The organism is Niallia tiangongensis (assembly GCF_044704065.1).
Taxonomy (GTDB): Bacteria; Bacillota; Bacilli; order Bacillales; family Cytobacillaceae; genus Niallia; species Niallia tiangongensis.
On record NZ_CP162613.1, the window covers coordinates 3,857,039 to 3,874,166 of the forward strand.

Annotated in this window: 14 protein-coding genes; 4 read left to right on the top strand and 10 right to left on the bottom strand. The window is 34.7% G+C overall.

Going from position 1 to position 17,128, the window contains the following annotated elements; genetic code table 11:
* Positions 1-432 precede the first annotated feature (432 nt).
* A complete protein-coding gene (locus tag AB3U99_RS18580; RefSeq protein ID WP_400243083.1) occupies positions 433-624 on the top strand; it encodes a hypothetical protein in 192 nt (63 codons plus the stop codon).
* Between the two features lie 165 nt (positions 625-789).
* On the opposite strand, the gene AB3U99_RS18585 is transcribed toward AB3U99_RS18580, so the two are convergent.
* The 5 genes from AB3U99_RS18585 to AB3U99_RS18605 all read right to left on the bottom strand — a co-directional run bounded on the left by AB3U99_RS18585 (position 790) and on the right by AB3U99_RS18605 (position 5,213).
* Positions 790-1,536, bottom strand: a complete 747-nt coding sequence (locus tag AB3U99_RS18585; RefSeq protein ID WP_400243084.1) for an amino acid ABC transporter ATP-binding protein — start codon at positions 1,534-1,536, stop codon at positions 790-792.
* A gap of 53 nt (positions 1,537-1,589) precedes the next feature.
* Complete coding sequence (locus AB3U99_RS18590) at positions 1,590-2,291, bottom strand: amino acid ABC transporter permease (protein ID WP_400243085.1); 702 nt, start codon at positions 2,289-2,291, stop codon at positions 1,590-1,592.
* Complete coding sequence (locus tag AB3U99_RS18595; protein ID WP_400243086.1) at positions 2,278-3,099, bottom strand: amino acid ABC transporter substrate-binding protein; 822 nt, start codon at positions 3,097-3,099, stop codon at positions 2,278-2,280. The genes AB3U99_RS18590 and AB3U99_RS18595 overlap by 14 nt, the downstream gene beginning before the upstream one ends.
* 293 nt (positions 3,100-3,392) lie before the next feature.
* Positions 3,393-3,938 carry a hypothetical protein gene (locus tag AB3U99_RS18600; RefSeq protein WP_400243087.1) on the bottom strand — a complete coding sequence of 182 codons (546 nt, stop codon included), beginning with the start codon at positions 3,936-3,938 and terminating at the stop codon, positions 3,393-3,395.
* A 339-nt stretch (positions 3,939-4,277) separates the two neighbouring features.
* Positions 4,278-5,213, bottom strand: a complete 936-nt coding sequence (locus tag AB3U99_RS18605; protein ID WP_400243088.1) for a carbohydrate kinase — start codon at positions 5,211-5,213, stop codon at positions 4,278-4,280.
* 265 nt (positions 5,214-5,478) lie between these two features.
* Between AB3U99_RS18605 and AB3U99_RS18610 the strand changes: the two genes are divergently transcribed.
* Positions 5,479-6,315, top strand: a complete 837-nt coding sequence (locus AB3U99_RS18610; RefSeq protein ID WP_400243090.1) for an undecaprenyl-diphosphate phosphatase — start codon at positions 5,479-5,481, stop codon at positions 6,313-6,315.
* A gap of 79 nt (positions 6,316-6,394) precedes the next feature.
* Here the strand turns inward: AB3U99_RS18610 and AB3U99_RS18615 are convergent, their stop codons facing one another.
* Positions 6,395-7,414, bottom strand: coding sequence for an AI-2E family transporter (locus AB3U99_RS18615; protein ID WP_400243091.1), 1,020 nt, complete (start codon positions 7,412-7,414; stop codon positions 6,395-6,397).
* 326 nt (positions 7,415-7,740) lie between these two features.
* On the opposite strand from AB3U99_RS18615, the gene AB3U99_RS18620 reads away from it, so the two are divergent.
* Complete coding sequence (locus AB3U99_RS18620; RefSeq protein WP_400243093.1) at positions 7,741-9,132, top strand: amino acid permease; 1,392 nt, start codon at positions 7,741-7,743, stop codon at positions 9,130-9,132.
* 52 nt (positions 9,133-9,184) lie between these two features.
* Here the strand turns inward: AB3U99_RS18620 and AB3U99_RS18625 are convergent, their stop codons facing one another.
* Positions 9,185-12,310, bottom strand: coding sequence for an MMPL family transporter (locus tag AB3U99_RS18625; protein ID WP_400243094.1), 3,126 nt, complete (start codon positions 12,308-12,310; stop codon positions 9,185-9,187).
* 17 nt (positions 12,311-12,327) lie between these two features.
* Positions 12,328-12,783 (bottom strand): MarR family winged helix-turn-helix transcriptional regulator, encoded by a 456-nt coding sequence (locus tag AB3U99_RS18630; RefSeq protein ID WP_400243095.1) that lies wholly within the window; start codon positions 12,781-12,783, stop codon positions 12,328-12,330.
* 311 nt (positions 12,784-13,094) lie between these two features.
* Between AB3U99_RS18630 and AB3U99_RS18635 the strand changes: the two genes are divergently transcribed.
* Positions 13,095-13,493, top strand: coding sequence for a hotdog fold thioesterase (locus tag AB3U99_RS18635; RefSeq protein WP_400243096.1), 399 nt, complete (start codon positions 13,095-13,097; stop codon positions 13,491-13,493).
* Between the two features lie 134 nt (positions 13,494-13,627).
* On the opposite strand, the gene AB3U99_RS18640 is transcribed toward AB3U99_RS18635, so the two are convergent.
* Positions 13,628-15,304 carry an alpha-glucosidase gene (locus AB3U99_RS18640; RefSeq protein ID WP_400243097.1) on the bottom strand — a complete coding sequence of 559 codons (1,677 nt, stop codon included), beginning with the start codon at positions 15,302-15,304 and terminating at the stop codon, positions 13,628-13,630.
* 57 nt (positions 15,305-15,361) lie between these two features.
* Positions 15,362-16,387 (bottom strand): LacI family DNA-binding transcriptional regulator, encoded by a 1,026-nt coding sequence (locus tag AB3U99_RS18645; RefSeq protein ID WP_400243099.1) that lies wholly within the window; start codon positions 16,385-16,387, stop codon positions 15,362-15,364.
* Positions 16,388-17,128: the final 741 nt, after the last annotated feature.

Below are 17,128 nucleotides of genomic sequence, written 5' to 3' on the forward strand. Positions count from 1 at the left end.
TTCTTTATAGTTCTTAATACTCAGTGATTATCATGATCATCCAACTATTTTTGTTTACAACAGTTTCGTTAGCAGGACAAAAGAAGTGAAAAACGAATAACAAATAGTGGTTTATACCTATTTTACAAAAATTCATTATTTTAAGCAATTTTAAGCAATCGTAATAAACAAAAAAGAGGTATAGCCAAACGAACGGCTATACCTTAAGTGAGAGGAGGTTATGGGGTTACGGTATAAGGAATATGACTGTGTATTCAGCTTCTAAAGAAGGTGATACAAGCTATTCCTTATACTTATTAAATATGCTTTTTTGTAAAATCAGTGAGGGCTTATCCCCTTTATCCATAAAAAAGGGCAATTATCTTTAACGGTAGTATATTTATTATTCTCCACATATACTAAGATATATGAATAGCTGAAAGAAGGTTCGAAATGAAAAATCCTGTATATGTAAACACGATTATCTATTGCTGTTTGTTGACTATCATCACAACGTTTCTTTTCTATGCTATGACTGGTTTATCGGTTTACACCATTGCAGCGGTGATTTCTGGAATCATTGTTGCTTTCTTTAGTTTATTAGAAGAGGAAGTCATTCATAAGAAAATTCATGATGAACAATAACTTGCTTTTTCAAAAAAGCATGTAGATTTTAAAAAAGTTATCTTTATATGTATAAAAAAAGAAAAAGGGGTCCACAATGATACTACAAAGTGTAATTCCCCCTTTTGTTTTAGAGTTGTTATGGAGCCAAATCTCCTTATCCGAGATTCCTTAACAACTCATTTTTTATTGAATTAATTGTAGGAATTGCTTTGTTCTTGCTTCTTTAGGCACAGTAAAGATATCCTGTGGATTTCCTTTTTCCACTATATATCCACCATCCATAAAGATAACTTCATCTGCCACCTCACGTGCGAATTTCATTTCATGTGTAACAACAATCATCGTCATTCCCTCATTAGCAAGTTCTTTTATTACCTTTAACACTTCACCAACAAGCTCTGGATCTAACGCTGAAGTCGGTTCATCAAACAACATCACTTCGGGTTCCATCGCCAGTGCTCTCGCAATACCAACACGCTGTTGCTGCCCACCTGACAGTTGGAATGGATAGTAATCGATTTTATCGCCGAGCCCAACTTTATTTAATAATTCAGCAGCTTTATTCCTTGCTTTTTCCTTTGATTGCTTTTTCACCGTAATAGGACCTTCCATCACATTTTCCAAGGCAGTTTTATGTGGAAAAAGATTATAGTTTTGAAAAACCATTCCTGTTAATTTTCGAAAATCGATTATAGCCTTTTTCGTAACCTTTTTCGTAACCTTTTTCGAGAAGTCCAATTGTTTATTTTCAATCGTAATATGACCATTCGTTGGTATCTCCAATATGTTTAAACAGCGCAGCATCGTCGTTTTTCCAGATCCAGACGGTCCAATAACGACAATTACTTTGCCTTTTCCCACTTTTAGATTTATGTCCTTTAGTACTTGTAAATCACCAAAATGCTTAGACAACCCCTTGATCGAAATCATGCTATTCCCTCCTTTCTCTATCGATTATTTATCTTCTAATTGGAAGCTTCATTTTATTTATTCAAGTGACGTCCGAATCGATTTTCCAGACTCTGCTGAATAATAGATAGAGGGAAGCAAATAAGCCAATACAAAAGAGCAACCTCTGAATATAGCAGTAAAAATTCATAGTTCGTGCTTGCTATTTCCTGTGCCTTTCGAAACATTTCTGACACTAGAATTAAAGCAGCTAGGGATGAATCCTTAATTAAACTTATAAATGTATTCGACAATGGTGGAATCGACACACGCGCAGCCTGTGGCAAAATAATTCTTTTTAAATTTTGTACATAGCTCATTCCAATCGAATATCCAGCTTCCCATTGACCTTTAGGAATACTCAATATGGAACCTCTGACTATTTCTGATCCATACGCCCCAACACTTAAGGAAAAACCAATGATTGCTGCTATAAATGGTTCAAGGGTAATTCCAATATTCGGAAGCCCATAAAAAATAATGAAAAGCTGTACGAGCAATGGTGTTCCCCGAATAACGGAAACATAGATCCCTGCAATAATTTGCAAAATTTTAACACTTGATAATCTAGCTAAAGCGGTTAATACAGCTAAGATTAACCCAATGATAAAGGAAATAATTGATAGTGGTATCGTATATAAAATAGCCCCCTTCACCAAAGGGAGAAGGGAACTAACTGCAATATCATAATATCGCTGAAATGCTTCTGGGTCTGTAAAGATATTATTTAAGTACATCTTCTCCGAACCATTTCTCTGATATTGATTTATACGTACCATCATCAATCATTTCTTGTAATGCTTTATTTACCGCTTCTACTAACGTATCATTTCCTTGTCTAAACATTAATCCACTTTGAGACACATCTTCAGCAGTATCTGCAATCACAACTTTCGTATCAGGCTTTTGCTTTTTAAAGTCTAAGAAAGATAATTTATCATTAATCGTTATATCTACACGTTTTGCGTTCAACAGTTCAATCGCTTGATTAAATCCATCAACCCCAACTATCTCTGCACCGTTAGACTTTGCAATTTCTGCGTAATTACTTGTTAATGACTGTGCTGACTTTAAGCCTTTAATATCCTCAAAACTTTTTACATCTGAATCTCCTCTTGTAATAAGAACAGCAGCAGATGAAATATACGGATCAGAGAAAGAGTACTTCTCTTTACGATCATCTCTTATCCCAACTTGGTTTGCAACCATATCAAATCGCTTTGCATCAAGACCAGCAAACATCGCATCCCATTGTGTTTCCATGAATTCAGCTTCCACGCCTAAACGTTTTGCGACTTCTTGTGCGATTTCAACATCAAAACCAGTTAATTTCCCAGTATTATCATGAAAAGTGAAGGGAGGATATGTACCTTCCGTACCAACCACTAATTTTCCATTTTCTTTAATTTGCGCTAATAAATCTGTTTTGTTATCAGCATTTTTATCTGCAGAATCATTTGATTCATTTTTTGATTCACTACCACATGCAGATAGAACTATGGTAAGACTTAGTAATAAACTAAACAATATACTTAATTTTTTCATATTAATCCTCCTAATTCCGATAAGGCTTGTCAGCAATTGCTATCATATTATATGGGATTACCTTTGTCAAAGCTTTCCTTCTAACTTTTATTTTCACCAAAATTTCTGTCATTAACCATTAGTGATATATCCATTTGATACCAAAAAAAGCGACCATTTAAACGGTCACTTTTTTCCATTTATATAAAGAATCTCAATAATAAAGATTTTAATTAATCGTTTTTCCCCAACGAGCTTACTAATTGGGCAAAATAAAATTTATTGTTGTGTAGGTATGATAAAATATAATAGCTTTATGCTGCTGTTTTCGTAAACACAAGTGGATATAGTTGTAATTCCCCTTCATATACCCTTTGCATATTGTATTCGTCTAATAAATCATAGGGGGTTATTAAACATGGTGGCTTCGTAAAAAATAATGCACCGCTTTCATGTAAGATTGATGCAACAAACTGAGAACAAAAATAAGCATTTTTCCGATTATATGGAATTTTAAACAAAATAAATAATAAGCCAAGAAGATTATAGCGATAATTTCTGTGCTCTCTCTCCATTTGATCAACCTTACATTTCATTTTTTCATATTGTGTCTCCGTCACGGAGATGGAATAAATGATGCAACGACTTTTTCGAAAAAAATCATGTTGTACATTTTCTTTCACAAAACCGCCGACAAAGGGATTGCTGGGTTTTCTTCTGCCAAAACTATACACTTCCTTTAATTGTGGATCAAAGGAAATAGATGCATGATTATGGGGCTTTCTTGTAAAGAATTTAATACAACGAGTGAATAAAGTCCCTGTATCCGTTAAAATAATATATACTTTTTTTTCAGACACACCAACATCCCTCCTTTATAAATTCATAATTTTCAATCTTTTGAAATCGTTTTAGCATCTTGATTGTAGGTAAATAATTTTTTCTGAGATGATTTTCACTCACAGTTCCATATCATTAGTTAGTTTTTCAACGAACAACCTTTACTCAAAAAACTTTTTCTATTCCTCTTTTCTATCATATAGAAATTATCTAAGACTTGAAACAAACTCTTGGATTATTTTTATCTACGTCTTTAGCCTTAAAAAGTTACAAAAAAGCATCCTTACATTAGAATTCTGCCATCATGACGATTGTTCCTTCTATGTAAGCATGCTTTTAATCATTAATGTGTTTTTTTCTTAAAGGACTAGTGTCTGATAATTAAACAGGAGAGGTAGTGAGCCCTTTTTAGTTGCTACCATTGCACCTAGCTTATTCGCACGACCCATATAATTCACCATCTCTTCTTTCGTATTAGGAAATCCCCTTTCGTGTATATAATATAGAATCGTTGCCATAAATGCGTCGCCTGAGCCATTGGTATCTAAAACTTTCACTGCCTCGGCAGGCACATGCACTTTTTCCTTTTGCTCAAACAATCGTCCAATAGCTCCTTTTTCTCCGAGTGTAACAAGCTGAAATAGGACATGGAAATTTGCCAGCTCTTCCATCCCTTTCTCCACCGTATCTACCTCCATTAGAAAATAAAGCTCTTCTTCTGATAACTTTAGAACATCAACAAAAGGCAATAGCTCCCTAATCACCTGTCTGCATTCCTCTTCACTATTCCATCTTTTCAAGCGAATATTTGCATCAAAAGCAATTAACACCCCTCTTTCCTTTGCTAAGCTTATTGCTTTTTTTGTTGCTGCTCTTGCATGTGGATGAAAAAGTGTACCAGATCCAAAATAGAATATAGATTTATTTTCAAATGATTGTCCTTTAATATCTGTTTCCAATACAACTTCATCTGGGGTTTCATTTTCATAGTTATGAAAGTGCCTTTCACCAAAGTCATCGAGATGGACAAAAACCTTAGAAATTTTCTTTATTGGTGTACGAACACTATCATCCAAATTTATTTGTTCCTTTTGCATCTCACCTTCCACAAATTTGCTATCTTCTTCGATTCCTAACTTTGTTATATAAAAGCTCGGAATAGCAAATCTACTTACATGTACAGCAACATTAACAGAAGCTCCACCTAAATTTCTATCAAAGCTGTTATTATCACTTGTTCGTGAAACAAAATCAATAAACGCATCACCAAGAGATAGAATTCCTTTTCGAGCCATATCATTCTCTCCCCCTCTATCTTTACTATCCTAAGTATACCTTCATTCATCTTATTAAGCATTTTAACCCGAATGAAGTTTGGTAAAATTAATGAAACTTACGAATCTATTTCTACGTTATACTCTATGTGAAAATTTTAATAGCAGAAAATTTTACATCACATAGCATTCAGCTTTTGCTAAATATTTGATATGATAGTTGGGTGTATGTTTTTTGAAAAAAATATATTTTTTATATTAATTGATAAATAGGAGTGAACAAGGCTTGGATAAATTATGGGAATTAATTGTTGCCTTTATTTTAGGCATAGTAGAAGGTTTAACTGAATTTGCACCTGTTTCGTCAACAGGACATATGATACTTGTTGATGATTTATGGTTAAAATCAGGAGAAATTTTTTCACCTGAAGTAGCAAATACCTTTAAAGTAGTGATTCAATTAGGATCGATTTTAGCAGTAGTCATTATCTTCAAAGATCGCTTCCTAAATATTCTAGGTTTGAAAAAAACGATTAATGGTGAAAAAGTAACGGGGCATAAATTGAGCCTTGTACAAGTTCTTATCGGATTAATCCCAGCTGGTGTTTTAGGACTCCTTTTTGATGATTACATAGATGAGCATCTATTTAATTTTGAAACAGTTGTGTATGCTTTAATTGTTGGAGCTATTCTGATGATTATCGCAGACTATACACAAAAGAAAAAGAAACCAACCACGACTTCCTTGGATCAAATTACAAATAAGCAAGCATTTTTCATTGGTCTATTTCAATGTATTGCCTTATGGCCAGGCTTTTCAAGGTCTGGATCAACGATATCTGGTGGAGTACTTATGGGACTAAGTCATCGTGTTGCAGCTGATTTTACATTTATCATGGCTGTTCCGATTATGGCTGGAGCAAGCTTTATTTCTTTATTAAACAATTGGGAATATATCACATCTGCTGCCCTTCCATTCTTTATTGTTGGATTTATCAGTGCGTTTATTTTCGCATTAATTTCCATTCGATTCTTCTTAAAGCTAATTGATCGAATTAAATTAACACCATTTGCAATTTATCGTATCATTATCGCCATTATTATTATCGTTGTATTCTTATAAGAATCGTTTAGAGTACAATCAGTAACGTATAAAGTCATCTCATGTTGAGATGACTTTTTTTGGCTGTTGCTTTTCTTACTTATCCCTTCTTCAATCGCCTTTTGTCACTTTTTACTTCTAATATATCAAGCAGGAATATGAAAATTGGGATTCCTACAATTAAGCCCCATACGCCAAAGAAGTGTTCAGAGAATATTAGGACAATGAAGGTGAAAAATACTGGTAAATCAGTCTTGGAAGACATGAGTTTTGGATTTAAAATATATGCCTCTATCGCATGGATGATCATGATTAAGACAATGACTGAAATGACATGGGTTATTCCACCAACCGTGTATCCAATAATACACAATGGGATGAAAGATATGATAACACCAGCAACTGGTATAAGCCCAAGTAAAAAAATCATAATGCCTAAGCCAAATAATTGCGGAAAGCCTAGGAAATACAAAGATGTGGTTGTTAAAAGACAATTAATTATCGCAATAATAAATTGCGCTTCTATTACTTTTCCAAATGTACCAACAAATTTCTCTCCAAAATACATACATTCAAAGTATATCGGTGCTATTTTACTCGTATGGAAACGAGTCGCAAACAATCGCAATCGATCCTTTTCTAACAGGAAAAATAGACTAAGCACAATCGCCATAAAAACTTGAAGAAGATTACCCCATATATTTGTAAAATACTTAAAAATAAAGGTAAAGCCCTGATGCAGATAAGTCGTTATACTAAAATTATTAATTATGTTTACTATAAAATTTAATACGGCATTATCATGTGGCTGCATATAAAAATCTGTAATTTGAATAACTAATACAGATATTTGCTGAATGACAACAGGCAAATAGGTGGAAATCCCGTATATAAGTAACGATAAAACCGAAAAATAGAGTAAGATAACAGCAATCGTCCGTTTTATCGCAAACTTACTTGTAAAGAACTGAACAAGTCTATCCATTAAATAGGAAAAAATAAATGTAAATAAAATCAGATTTATCATACTTCGTACATAATACAGGCACAAACCAATTATAAATAAAATAAAAAATCTTTTTACCCCTTTTTTTTGAAAAAAGTGAAGCAATAGTTCCATGCGAAAGACCCCTGACGATTTAAAATACCTAACAAATATGAATTTTTTTTACTTTATAACTTATTATCAATCCAATAATGAAAAATAACAAGAAAAAAAACGATTGAATTTTTTATTACATACTTTCTCTTTAAGTATCGAAGTTACCACTATATATCATCATTTCATTTTCGCGAAATTGTAACAAAGAGGAGCAATTTTCTATTTTTTTTAGAAAAATCTTTCTTTACAGTCTATATGATAATTAGTAAAATAGGAAAGTCGTTTTTAAATTCGGTCGACATTTTTATATAATTTTCGCAATTTTTTATCATCAGGAGGTTTACATGAGTATCTTTAGAAAAAAAGCAGTAACGTCAAGCACAAGCACCTCGCTAAATCGTGTACTCGGCGCATTTGATTTAACGATGTTAGGAGTCGGTGCAATTGTTGGGACTGGTATTTTTGTATTGACAGGTGTTGCCGCTGCTAAATATGCGGGACCTGCTCTTATTCTTTCATTTATAATTGCCGGCCTTGCCTGTACATTTGCGGCGTTATGCTATTCGGAGTTTGCTTCGATGATTCCGCAGTCGGGTAGTGCCTATACTTATAGCTATGTAGCATTTGGAGAAGTAATCGCTTGGATTTTAGGATGGGATTTAGTATTGGAATATGGACTTGCTTCCGCAGCTGTTGCCAGTGGCTGGTCAGGCTATTTCCAAAGCCTGTTATCAGGATTTGGTATCCACTTGCCTACCTTTATGACAAGTGCCTTTAACCCTGCTAACGGTACATTTATCGATGTTCCTGCTATTATTATCGTCTTTATTATTACGCTTTTATTAACGAGAGGAATTCAGGAGTCCTCTAAATGGAATATCATTATGGTATTTATTAAATTAGCAGTCGTTTTACTCTTTATATTTGTTGGTGTTTGGTATGTAAAACCAGATAATTGGGTACCATTTACACCATTTGGTTTTTCTGGTATCACTACAGGTGCAGCTGTTGTTATTTTTGCTTATTTCGGCTTTGATGCTGTTTCCACAGCCGCAGAAGAAGTGAAAAACCCACAAAGAAATCTGCCTATTGGGATTATTTCAGCTTTAGCTATTTGTACCGTACTCTACATTATTGTATCGTTAATTCTAACAGGAATTGTTCCTTATCATCAATTAAATGTAAAAGATCCTGTTGCCTTTGCTCTTAGCTATATTAATCAAAATTGGATAGCCGGCTTTGTTTCTCTTGGTGCAATTATCGGGATCACGACCGTCTTAATGGTAATGATGTTTGGACAAACTCGCCTTTTTTACGCGATTAGTAAAGATGGTTTACTTCCAAAATCTATGCAAAAGGTTAGCAAGAAAACCCAAGTTCCTATTGTCAGCACATGGATAACATCAGCTTTAGTAGCGATATTTGCAGGTTTTGTGCCATTAGATCGATTAGCAGAGCTAACAAATATCGGGACATTATTTGCATTTACAATGGTTTCCCTTGGTGTAGTTGTCTTACGTTACACACAGCCAGACCTTCAACGTGGATTTAAAACACCTTTCGTACCATTTATCCCAGGATTAGCTGTCATCTTTTGCGTTTATTTAATGCTTCAGCTAAGCACCTTCACTTGGAAGGGATTCGTCGTTTGGCTAGTAATCGGATTAATTATTTATATTGCATATGGTTATAAGCATAGTAAATTAAATGATTCCAATGAAAAATCTATTCAATAATGAAAAGAGGAAGACTTTAAGGTTATAACTTAAAGATCTTCCTCTTTCTTATTTAGTCTTTCACTCGTTTAAACGGCCACCAGTTTGCTTCTCCAAAATTCTTAACAAGTACAGGAATAAGCAGTGGCAAGATAATAAACGCGTATAAAAACAATCCAACCAATACTATACTAGCTATTTGCAATAAGGAAAGCATTCCTGATGGCATCATCGCTGCGAATGTTCCACCTAAAATAATCGCGGCTGATATAATGACAGTTCCCATCTTCTTCATTGCTTCTAGCATAGCATCTTTTATTGTTAACTCCTTATACTCATTAAAGCGATCCATAAGGAAAATACTATAATCCACGCCTAAAGCCACTAAAATAACAAAGCCAAAGAATGGTACTGCCCAGCTGATTCCCGTATAGCCAAGCATATTGACATAGATTGCTTCATTTATTCCAAGCGCTGTGTAGAATGTTAAAATCAATGATCCAATTATATAGGCTGGCATAATAATGGAACGGAATAAAAAGATTAATACAATTGAAATTCCAATCATCATCCAAATAACGGTATTCGTGTAATCTGCATTTGACATCGTTCGAAGGTCTGCGTTGGTACTTGTAATTCCCGAAACAGCAACTTCTGCGTTTTCTAGCTTCGTCCCTTTTGTAACACGCTCCACACTATCCTTTATCGCATCGATTTGATCGATGGCATCATTAGAATAAGGATTATCTGCGAATATAACATCAAAAGTCATAATTTTGCTATTAGGGGATAAATACGTATCTAATGCGTCCTTAAATTCATCACTCTTTAATACTTCTTCCGGAATATAGAAACTATTTGTTTCATTCTTAGATAAACCAGATAAATAGTCTGTAGCGGAACCTAATCCATCGGAAACTTGATCTAATCCTTCTGCACTTTGTGTTAGTCCATCGGTTAATTGGCCAAGCTGTCCGCCAATATCACTAAAACCATCCAATAATTGCTTTTGTCCATCATTTATACTACTTAAGCCGTTCGTTAATTTAGGCATATTTTTAACAATTTGTCCTTGACCATCTGCTAATTGATCTAACCCTTTTTGCTGTTGGTCAATTCCAGTAATTAATTGCTGTAGTCCAGTCGAAATATTGCTTTGATTTTTTAAGATCTCTGCATAGCCTTCATTTGCTGCACTAACTCCAGTTTGTAATTCTGCAAGTCCTGCATTTAATTGACTTATACCATTGCTAATGGCAGGTAATTGTTGTTGAGCTCCTAGAAATCCTTCTCTTATACCAAGATATCCTTCCTCTTCAGCTAATCCAGCATATTTATTTTCTAAATAGCCAAACGTTTCTTTTGGAACTTGATTTAGACCATTAGCTAATTCCTCTATACCTGAACCAATTTTTTGATATTCTCCAAGAACAGTGGCTAAATTAGTTTCCACTTTTTTATAGCCGCTTTGTAAATCTTTATGTGCAGCCAATAATGCTTCTGCTCCTGTTTTTGCTTCTAGTAATCCAGCTTTTATTTGATCAGAGCCAGCGGAGCCTTGACGGATACCTTGTTCAATTTTTTCTAAATTGGTTTGAATTTCTCCTAAACCAGCTTTTACATCATTGGTTCCTTTAATAAGTCCGTCAATCCCATCGGCTGCTTCATTTAGCTGTGGTTCAGAATTTTGCAACTCATCTCCAGCACTTTGAAGTCCCTCGCTTATTTGATTGATTCCTTCTTTTCCTTGATCCAATCCCTCTTCTAACGTCTTCGCCTGATTAGAAATATATAGATCCTCAATCGGTTCCCCCATTGGTCTCGTTATAGAACGAACTTTATCGACTAAATCTACTTTAGCTAATTCCGTTGTAACCGAGTCTGCTAACGATAGATATTCAATCGTATCTAATTCATCATCATTTTTAATGATAACAGTTGTTGCCATCGATTCGCCTGGTCCAAAGCTGTCAGCAATTGCATTAAATGCTTTAATAGACGGATAATCATCACTAATTTCTTCTAAGGAATTAAAAGAAAGATCCCCATCATATGTGACAAGGAAAGGCACACAAATACATGCAACAACTAATAGGGAAAGCAATGGTCTTTTTAAAGAGAAATTACCTGCCTTTTCCCAAATCCTGCTATCCGCATGTTCTGCTGATCCTTTTGATGGCCAGAATAATTTATTGCCTAATAAGAGCATGCAAATTGGAACTACTGTAAATAATGCAATCAAAAGTATAGCTACCCCTACTGCTACAGCTGAAGCAGATTGATAAAGCACAAATTTAGAGAATCCAATTGCAGCGAAACCAATCATTACAGCAACACCACTAAAAAAGACGGTTCGTCCTGCATTTTTGTACGTTTCCACTACTGATTCCCAAATACTTTCATTATGCATCATTTCTTCTTTAAATCGGCTTAATAGAAGGATACAGTAATCTGTCCCTATCCCAAAGAGAACAGCTACTAAGAAGATTTGCGTATAGGTGGAAATCGGGAAATCAAATTTATCCACTAGAATCGATACGATAGATTGAGATGCTAGGTAGGTAACACCTACTGTGATTAATGGAATAAACGGTGCAATAACTGATCTAAATACAATTAATAGCACAGCAAGAATAAAGACAACCGTTATCCCTTCCGTCTTCTTTAACCCCTCTTGTGAGCTATTTACTAAATCTTGATCAATCATCCAATTGCTCGTATAAAAGTGATCCACATCGTATTTTTCTATCGTTTTATATAATGCATCACTTACTTCCTCTGCTTCTCGGCCATTCCAGCTAATCGTTAATGAAGTGAGAATGGTTTTTCCATCTTCTGAAACCAATTGATCTTTGAGATCTTCATTTTTAAAAGAAGAAAGAATATCTGTAATTCCAAGCTCTTCCTTGTTTGCTTCTAATGCATCAACTGCTTTTTTTGCTTCCGTTAAATTATTATCAGATAACTTCTTATCATTATGGAAGACTAGTGCAACCGTTGACTGCTCCCCTACATTTTTCTGATTTTGAATTTCATCCAGAATCTTTCCTGCTTGGGAAGAGGAATACTCATCAGGTATACTAATCTGCCCTTTTTCCTTAACTAGATCTCCCATATTTGGAGCTATTATAAATAAAGCGACTATAGCTATAATCCATGCTCCAAGAATAAACCATTTTCCTTTTAAAATAGCATTCACTTTCTTCCCTCCAACCTTTAGTCCTTATTTCCCTCAATCAGTCCATCTAATTTTGCATAAGTATCTAAGAAATTTTGAATTTCAGTTTGATCAAATTTCGAGATGACAGATTCAATCACACTTTGGATTTTTTTCTCCATTTCGCCAAAAATCACTTTTCCTTCAGGGGTTAAAGTTAAATAAATGACGCGCCTATCCTTTTCGTCTCTTGTTCTTTCCACCCATCCCTTTTCAACTAGGCGATTGATAATGGGCGTAATGGCGCTTTTCTTTACACCGAAAACAATCGCAAGCTCTGTAGAAGTACATACATTGACATTGTTTATATGACGCATCGTAAAATGCTGCTCTGTTGTAAGAACATCTCCAATTTCTTGTCTAATTAGCTGATCAAATTTACGATTAACTGAAAAATTTATACTGACATATCGGTCAATAATGTGATTTATATCTGTTCGATTAATAACCGTCACCTCTTATCCTTTTAGTTAAACAACTTAACTATTAAACATTTTAACTTCATTGCTATTTTTATGTCAACAAAAAATTTTTCATTCCAAAAAGATAAAGAAAAACTGTTCATTCGGACCTTTACGGACAGTTATTCTCCCTCCTTCCTCGAATTCTCCTCAGCATGAGGTGAGCGTCTTATTGGAGTTTTAGAGTGGGGTAAAAGGGATTGCATTTTCTTTTATAGCACATCTAAAGGAACGAACGTAGTGATAAGCTAAATTTTAAGGTGCCTATGCTATAATAAGGAAAAAAATGAACGGAGAATAAGATTATGTTTCCAAAAAATTCAATGAAAAATACGCTTATGGAAAGCTTAGGAATTAAAATAGTGACAGTGAAAAATGGGGGATGCATTGCGACAATGCCAGTAGATGAAAGAACAAAACAACCCTTTGGCTACCTTCATGGCGGGGCTTCCGTAGCCTTAGCAGAAACGGCTGCTAGCATTGGAGCAGCAAGTCTTGTTGATGGGCAAAAACAAGCAGTGTTTGGGCAAGAAATAAACGCAAATCATATTCGGTCGGTAAAAGAAGGGATTGTAACTGCAACTGCTTCAGTTATACATCAAGGAAAATCTAGCATGGTTTACGAAATAAAAATAGTGAATGAGAAAGAGGAACTAATTTGCATCTCACGTTGTACGTTAGCAATAATTTGTTTAGAAAATTGATTCTTTAGTTTGGCTGATATATTTCCTTTTTGGCTGATATCCTGCTCTAGTAAATTACTGATTCATTTCACTTAACACACAATAAAGCGCATCCAAAATGCCAGTTAATCTGACTTTTAGATGCACTTTTGCCATTAAACTAAATGTAACTTACACGTATACAATCTTGCTTCATACGGCTTCAATGAAATCGAAGTAGTTGGCTCATGCTCTTCCACTGGATAGTTCGCTAACAATAGATTTTCTTGCTCTAACTCTACCACACGATTTTCAAATACTGCCTCTTCTGCTGATAAATTAGTTATAATAACCATTTTTTTATCCTCTAGTGTTCGCGTATAAGCAAATACTTGATTATTATCCTCATCTACTAAATCAAACGTTCCATAGGTTAAAATTGGACCTGATTTTTTCAACTCTATCATCTTCTTGTAAAAATGAAAAATAGAATCTGGATCTTTCTTTTGTTTTTCTACATTAATATCTAAATAGTTAGGATTAATCCCCATCCAAGGAGTATGTTCAGAGAAACCTGCATAAGCTTCGCTTGACCATTGCATTGGGGTTCTAGAATTATCACGACTTGAAGACCAAATAATTTCCATTATATCCTTATGGCTAACTCCTTCTTCTCTTTTCAAATTATATAGATTTTTCGTTGCCACATCATCATATTCCTCAATTGTTGGAAACTGAACATTTGTCATGCCTATTTCTTGACCTTGATAGATAAATGGTGTTCCTTGCATAAAGAAATACATCATGCCAAAAGCCTTAGCACTTTCTTTCCAATATTCCTTATCATTTCCCCATGTAGATACAGATCTCGCTTTATCATGGTTTTCGATAAATAGCGCATTCCAGCCTTTATTCTCTAAACCTTTTTGCCATTTATTTAATACTAGCTTCAATTCCATAATGTCTATGCCATATTTTTTTTCATTATCCCATAAATCGAGATGCTCAAATTGAAAGACCATATTAAATTTCCCTTTTGTTTCTCCAACCCAAAGCTCTGCTTCTTCCACTTTAACCCCATTTGCTTCCCCAACCGTCATAATATCATATTTAGCAAATGTCTCATTTTTTAATTCATCTAAATAAGTTTGAATTCCTTCTACGTTCATATGTTTATCAAAGGAAGGAACATAGTCTAAATCTAAAGGATTATCCATGTCCTTTAATCCCTCTTCTTTTTTAATATGGCTAATCGCATCAATTCGGAAACCATCAATTCCTTTATCAAGCCACCAATTAATCATATCGTATAAAGCTTTTCTTACGTCTTCATTTTCCCAGTTTAAATCCGGTTGTCTCGTCGAGAAAATATGCATAAAATACTGTCCTGTTGTCTCATCAAGCTTCCAGGCAGAGCCTCCAAATATACTTTCCCAGTTATTAGGCTCTTTCCCGTCTACTCCATCTCTCCAAATATACCAATCTCTTTTTGGGTTATTCAGAGACGATTGGGATTCCAAAAACCATTTATGCTCATCGCTTGTATGATTAATAACTAAATCAATGATTAGCTTCATTCCACGTTGATGAACTTCATAGAGAAGTAAATCAAAGTCAGCCATTGTTCCAAACTCATCCATAATATCCTGATAATCGCTAATATCATAGCCGTTATCATCATTTGGTGATTTGTACATTGGGCAAATCCATATGCAATCAATACCTAATTCTTTTAAATAATCTAATTTTGTAATAATCCCCTTTAGATCCCCTATCCCGTCTCCATTTGAATCCATGAAACTTCTAGGATAAATCTGGTATGCTACTGCTTCTTTCCACCACTTTTGCGTCACTGTTTTAACTCCCTTTCTACATCTAGTTTCTGTCTTATTACCACTTTAAAGCTTGTATTACTCCGCTACTTTACAACAAGAGTTTCTTTCCACCATTTTCGCTGGCACTATTATTCGCTTCGTTACTGTATTGGGATACGTAATATCATCAAGTAAACATTTCGTAGCTTCGACGCCCAGTTGAAAAATATTGATATCAACACTTGTCAATGAGGGCTTCATGTACTTACCGGTTGAAATATTATTAAAGGCAACAATCGATAAATCTTCTGGAATAGATATAGAAAGTCCCTCTGCATAGCTTATTAATTCAATGGCAATAAAATCATCAGAGACAACAAATGCTGTCGGTCGACTCTCCATATTTAATATTTCAGAAAGCTTTTCTTTCGTTTTCCCAGCTAATTCCTTATCATATATAATTAATTCCTTTTGATAAGCAATTCCATTTTCCTTTAATGCTTGTTTAAATCCTTTTAATCGGTCAATTGTAAAAACCATTTCCATATTCGCGCCAATAAAGGCGATTTTTTTATGCCCTAATTGGATTAAATGCTCCGTAATTTGTTTTGTAATAAATACATTATCATTATCTACAAACGTTATTCTTTCAGCATTTTGATATGGTCTACCAATGACAGTAAACGGAAATTTATTTTGTAAAAGGTAATCCATGATCTGATCATTTGTTTTACTATATAAAAGAATGATTCCATCTACTCTTTTTCCATGAACCATCTCTATTACTTCTTGTAATATTTCCTCTTCTGTTGCGCCAGTTGTCAAATAAATGCCAAACTGGCTTTTTCTTGCCTCTAAACAAATGCCTCTCAATACTTCTGGAAAAAACGGGTTTTCCAACACCCTTTCAGTCGAATTCGGCATAACAATCCCGATTGTTTTTGTGCTCTTTACTACTAAACTTCTTGCCTGGAGATTCGGATGATATCCTAATTCCGCCATTGCTTCTCGAACTTTACGCTTGGTTTCATCACTTATTTTAGGATGATTAGCAAGTACTCTTGAAACGGTAGAGGGAGAAACATTTGCTAATTTACCAACATCTTTTATGGTTACCGCCATACTTGTACCTCCATTATCATTTGCACCATTATGGTAAACGCTATCATTTTATATTATATAAATCACATGATCACTATCATTCGTCATGCAAACGATTGCACTAACATATGTAGAATATACCATAGGAAATGTTTTATATCAATAAAAAATTACATTTGGAGGAATTGATGCTTTTAAAAAGGAGGTTTTGCAAGGCCACCTCTGTTAACTTTCGGAGACTTTTTTTGTCGAATTGGGCTTTGACACGACTCCTCTGTTACTTATTCTTCTCTATTTTTTGCATTTCGGGCACAGAGAACGCTTCTCTGTTACCTTTTCTTCTTTATTTTTCGCCTTGCGGGCACAGAGAACGCTCCTCTGTTACCTTTTCTTCTTTATTTTCGCCTTGCGGGCACAGAGAACGCTTCTCTGTTACCTTTTCTTCTTTATTTTTCGCCTTGCGGGCACAGAGAACGCCTCTCTGTTACCTTTTCTTCTTTATTTTTCGCCTTGCGGGCACAGAGAACGCTTCTCTGTTACCTTTTCTTCTTTATTTTTCGCCTTGCGGGCACAGAGAACGCCTCTCTGTTACCTTTTCTTCTTTATTTTTCGCCTTGCGGGCACAGAGAACGCTTCTCTGTTACCTTTTCTTCTTTATTTTTCGCCTTGCGGGCACAGAGAACGCTCCTCTGTTACCTTTCGGAGAGCTTTGTTGTCGAATTGGACTTTGAGACAATCCACTATAATATTTCCCATTACGCT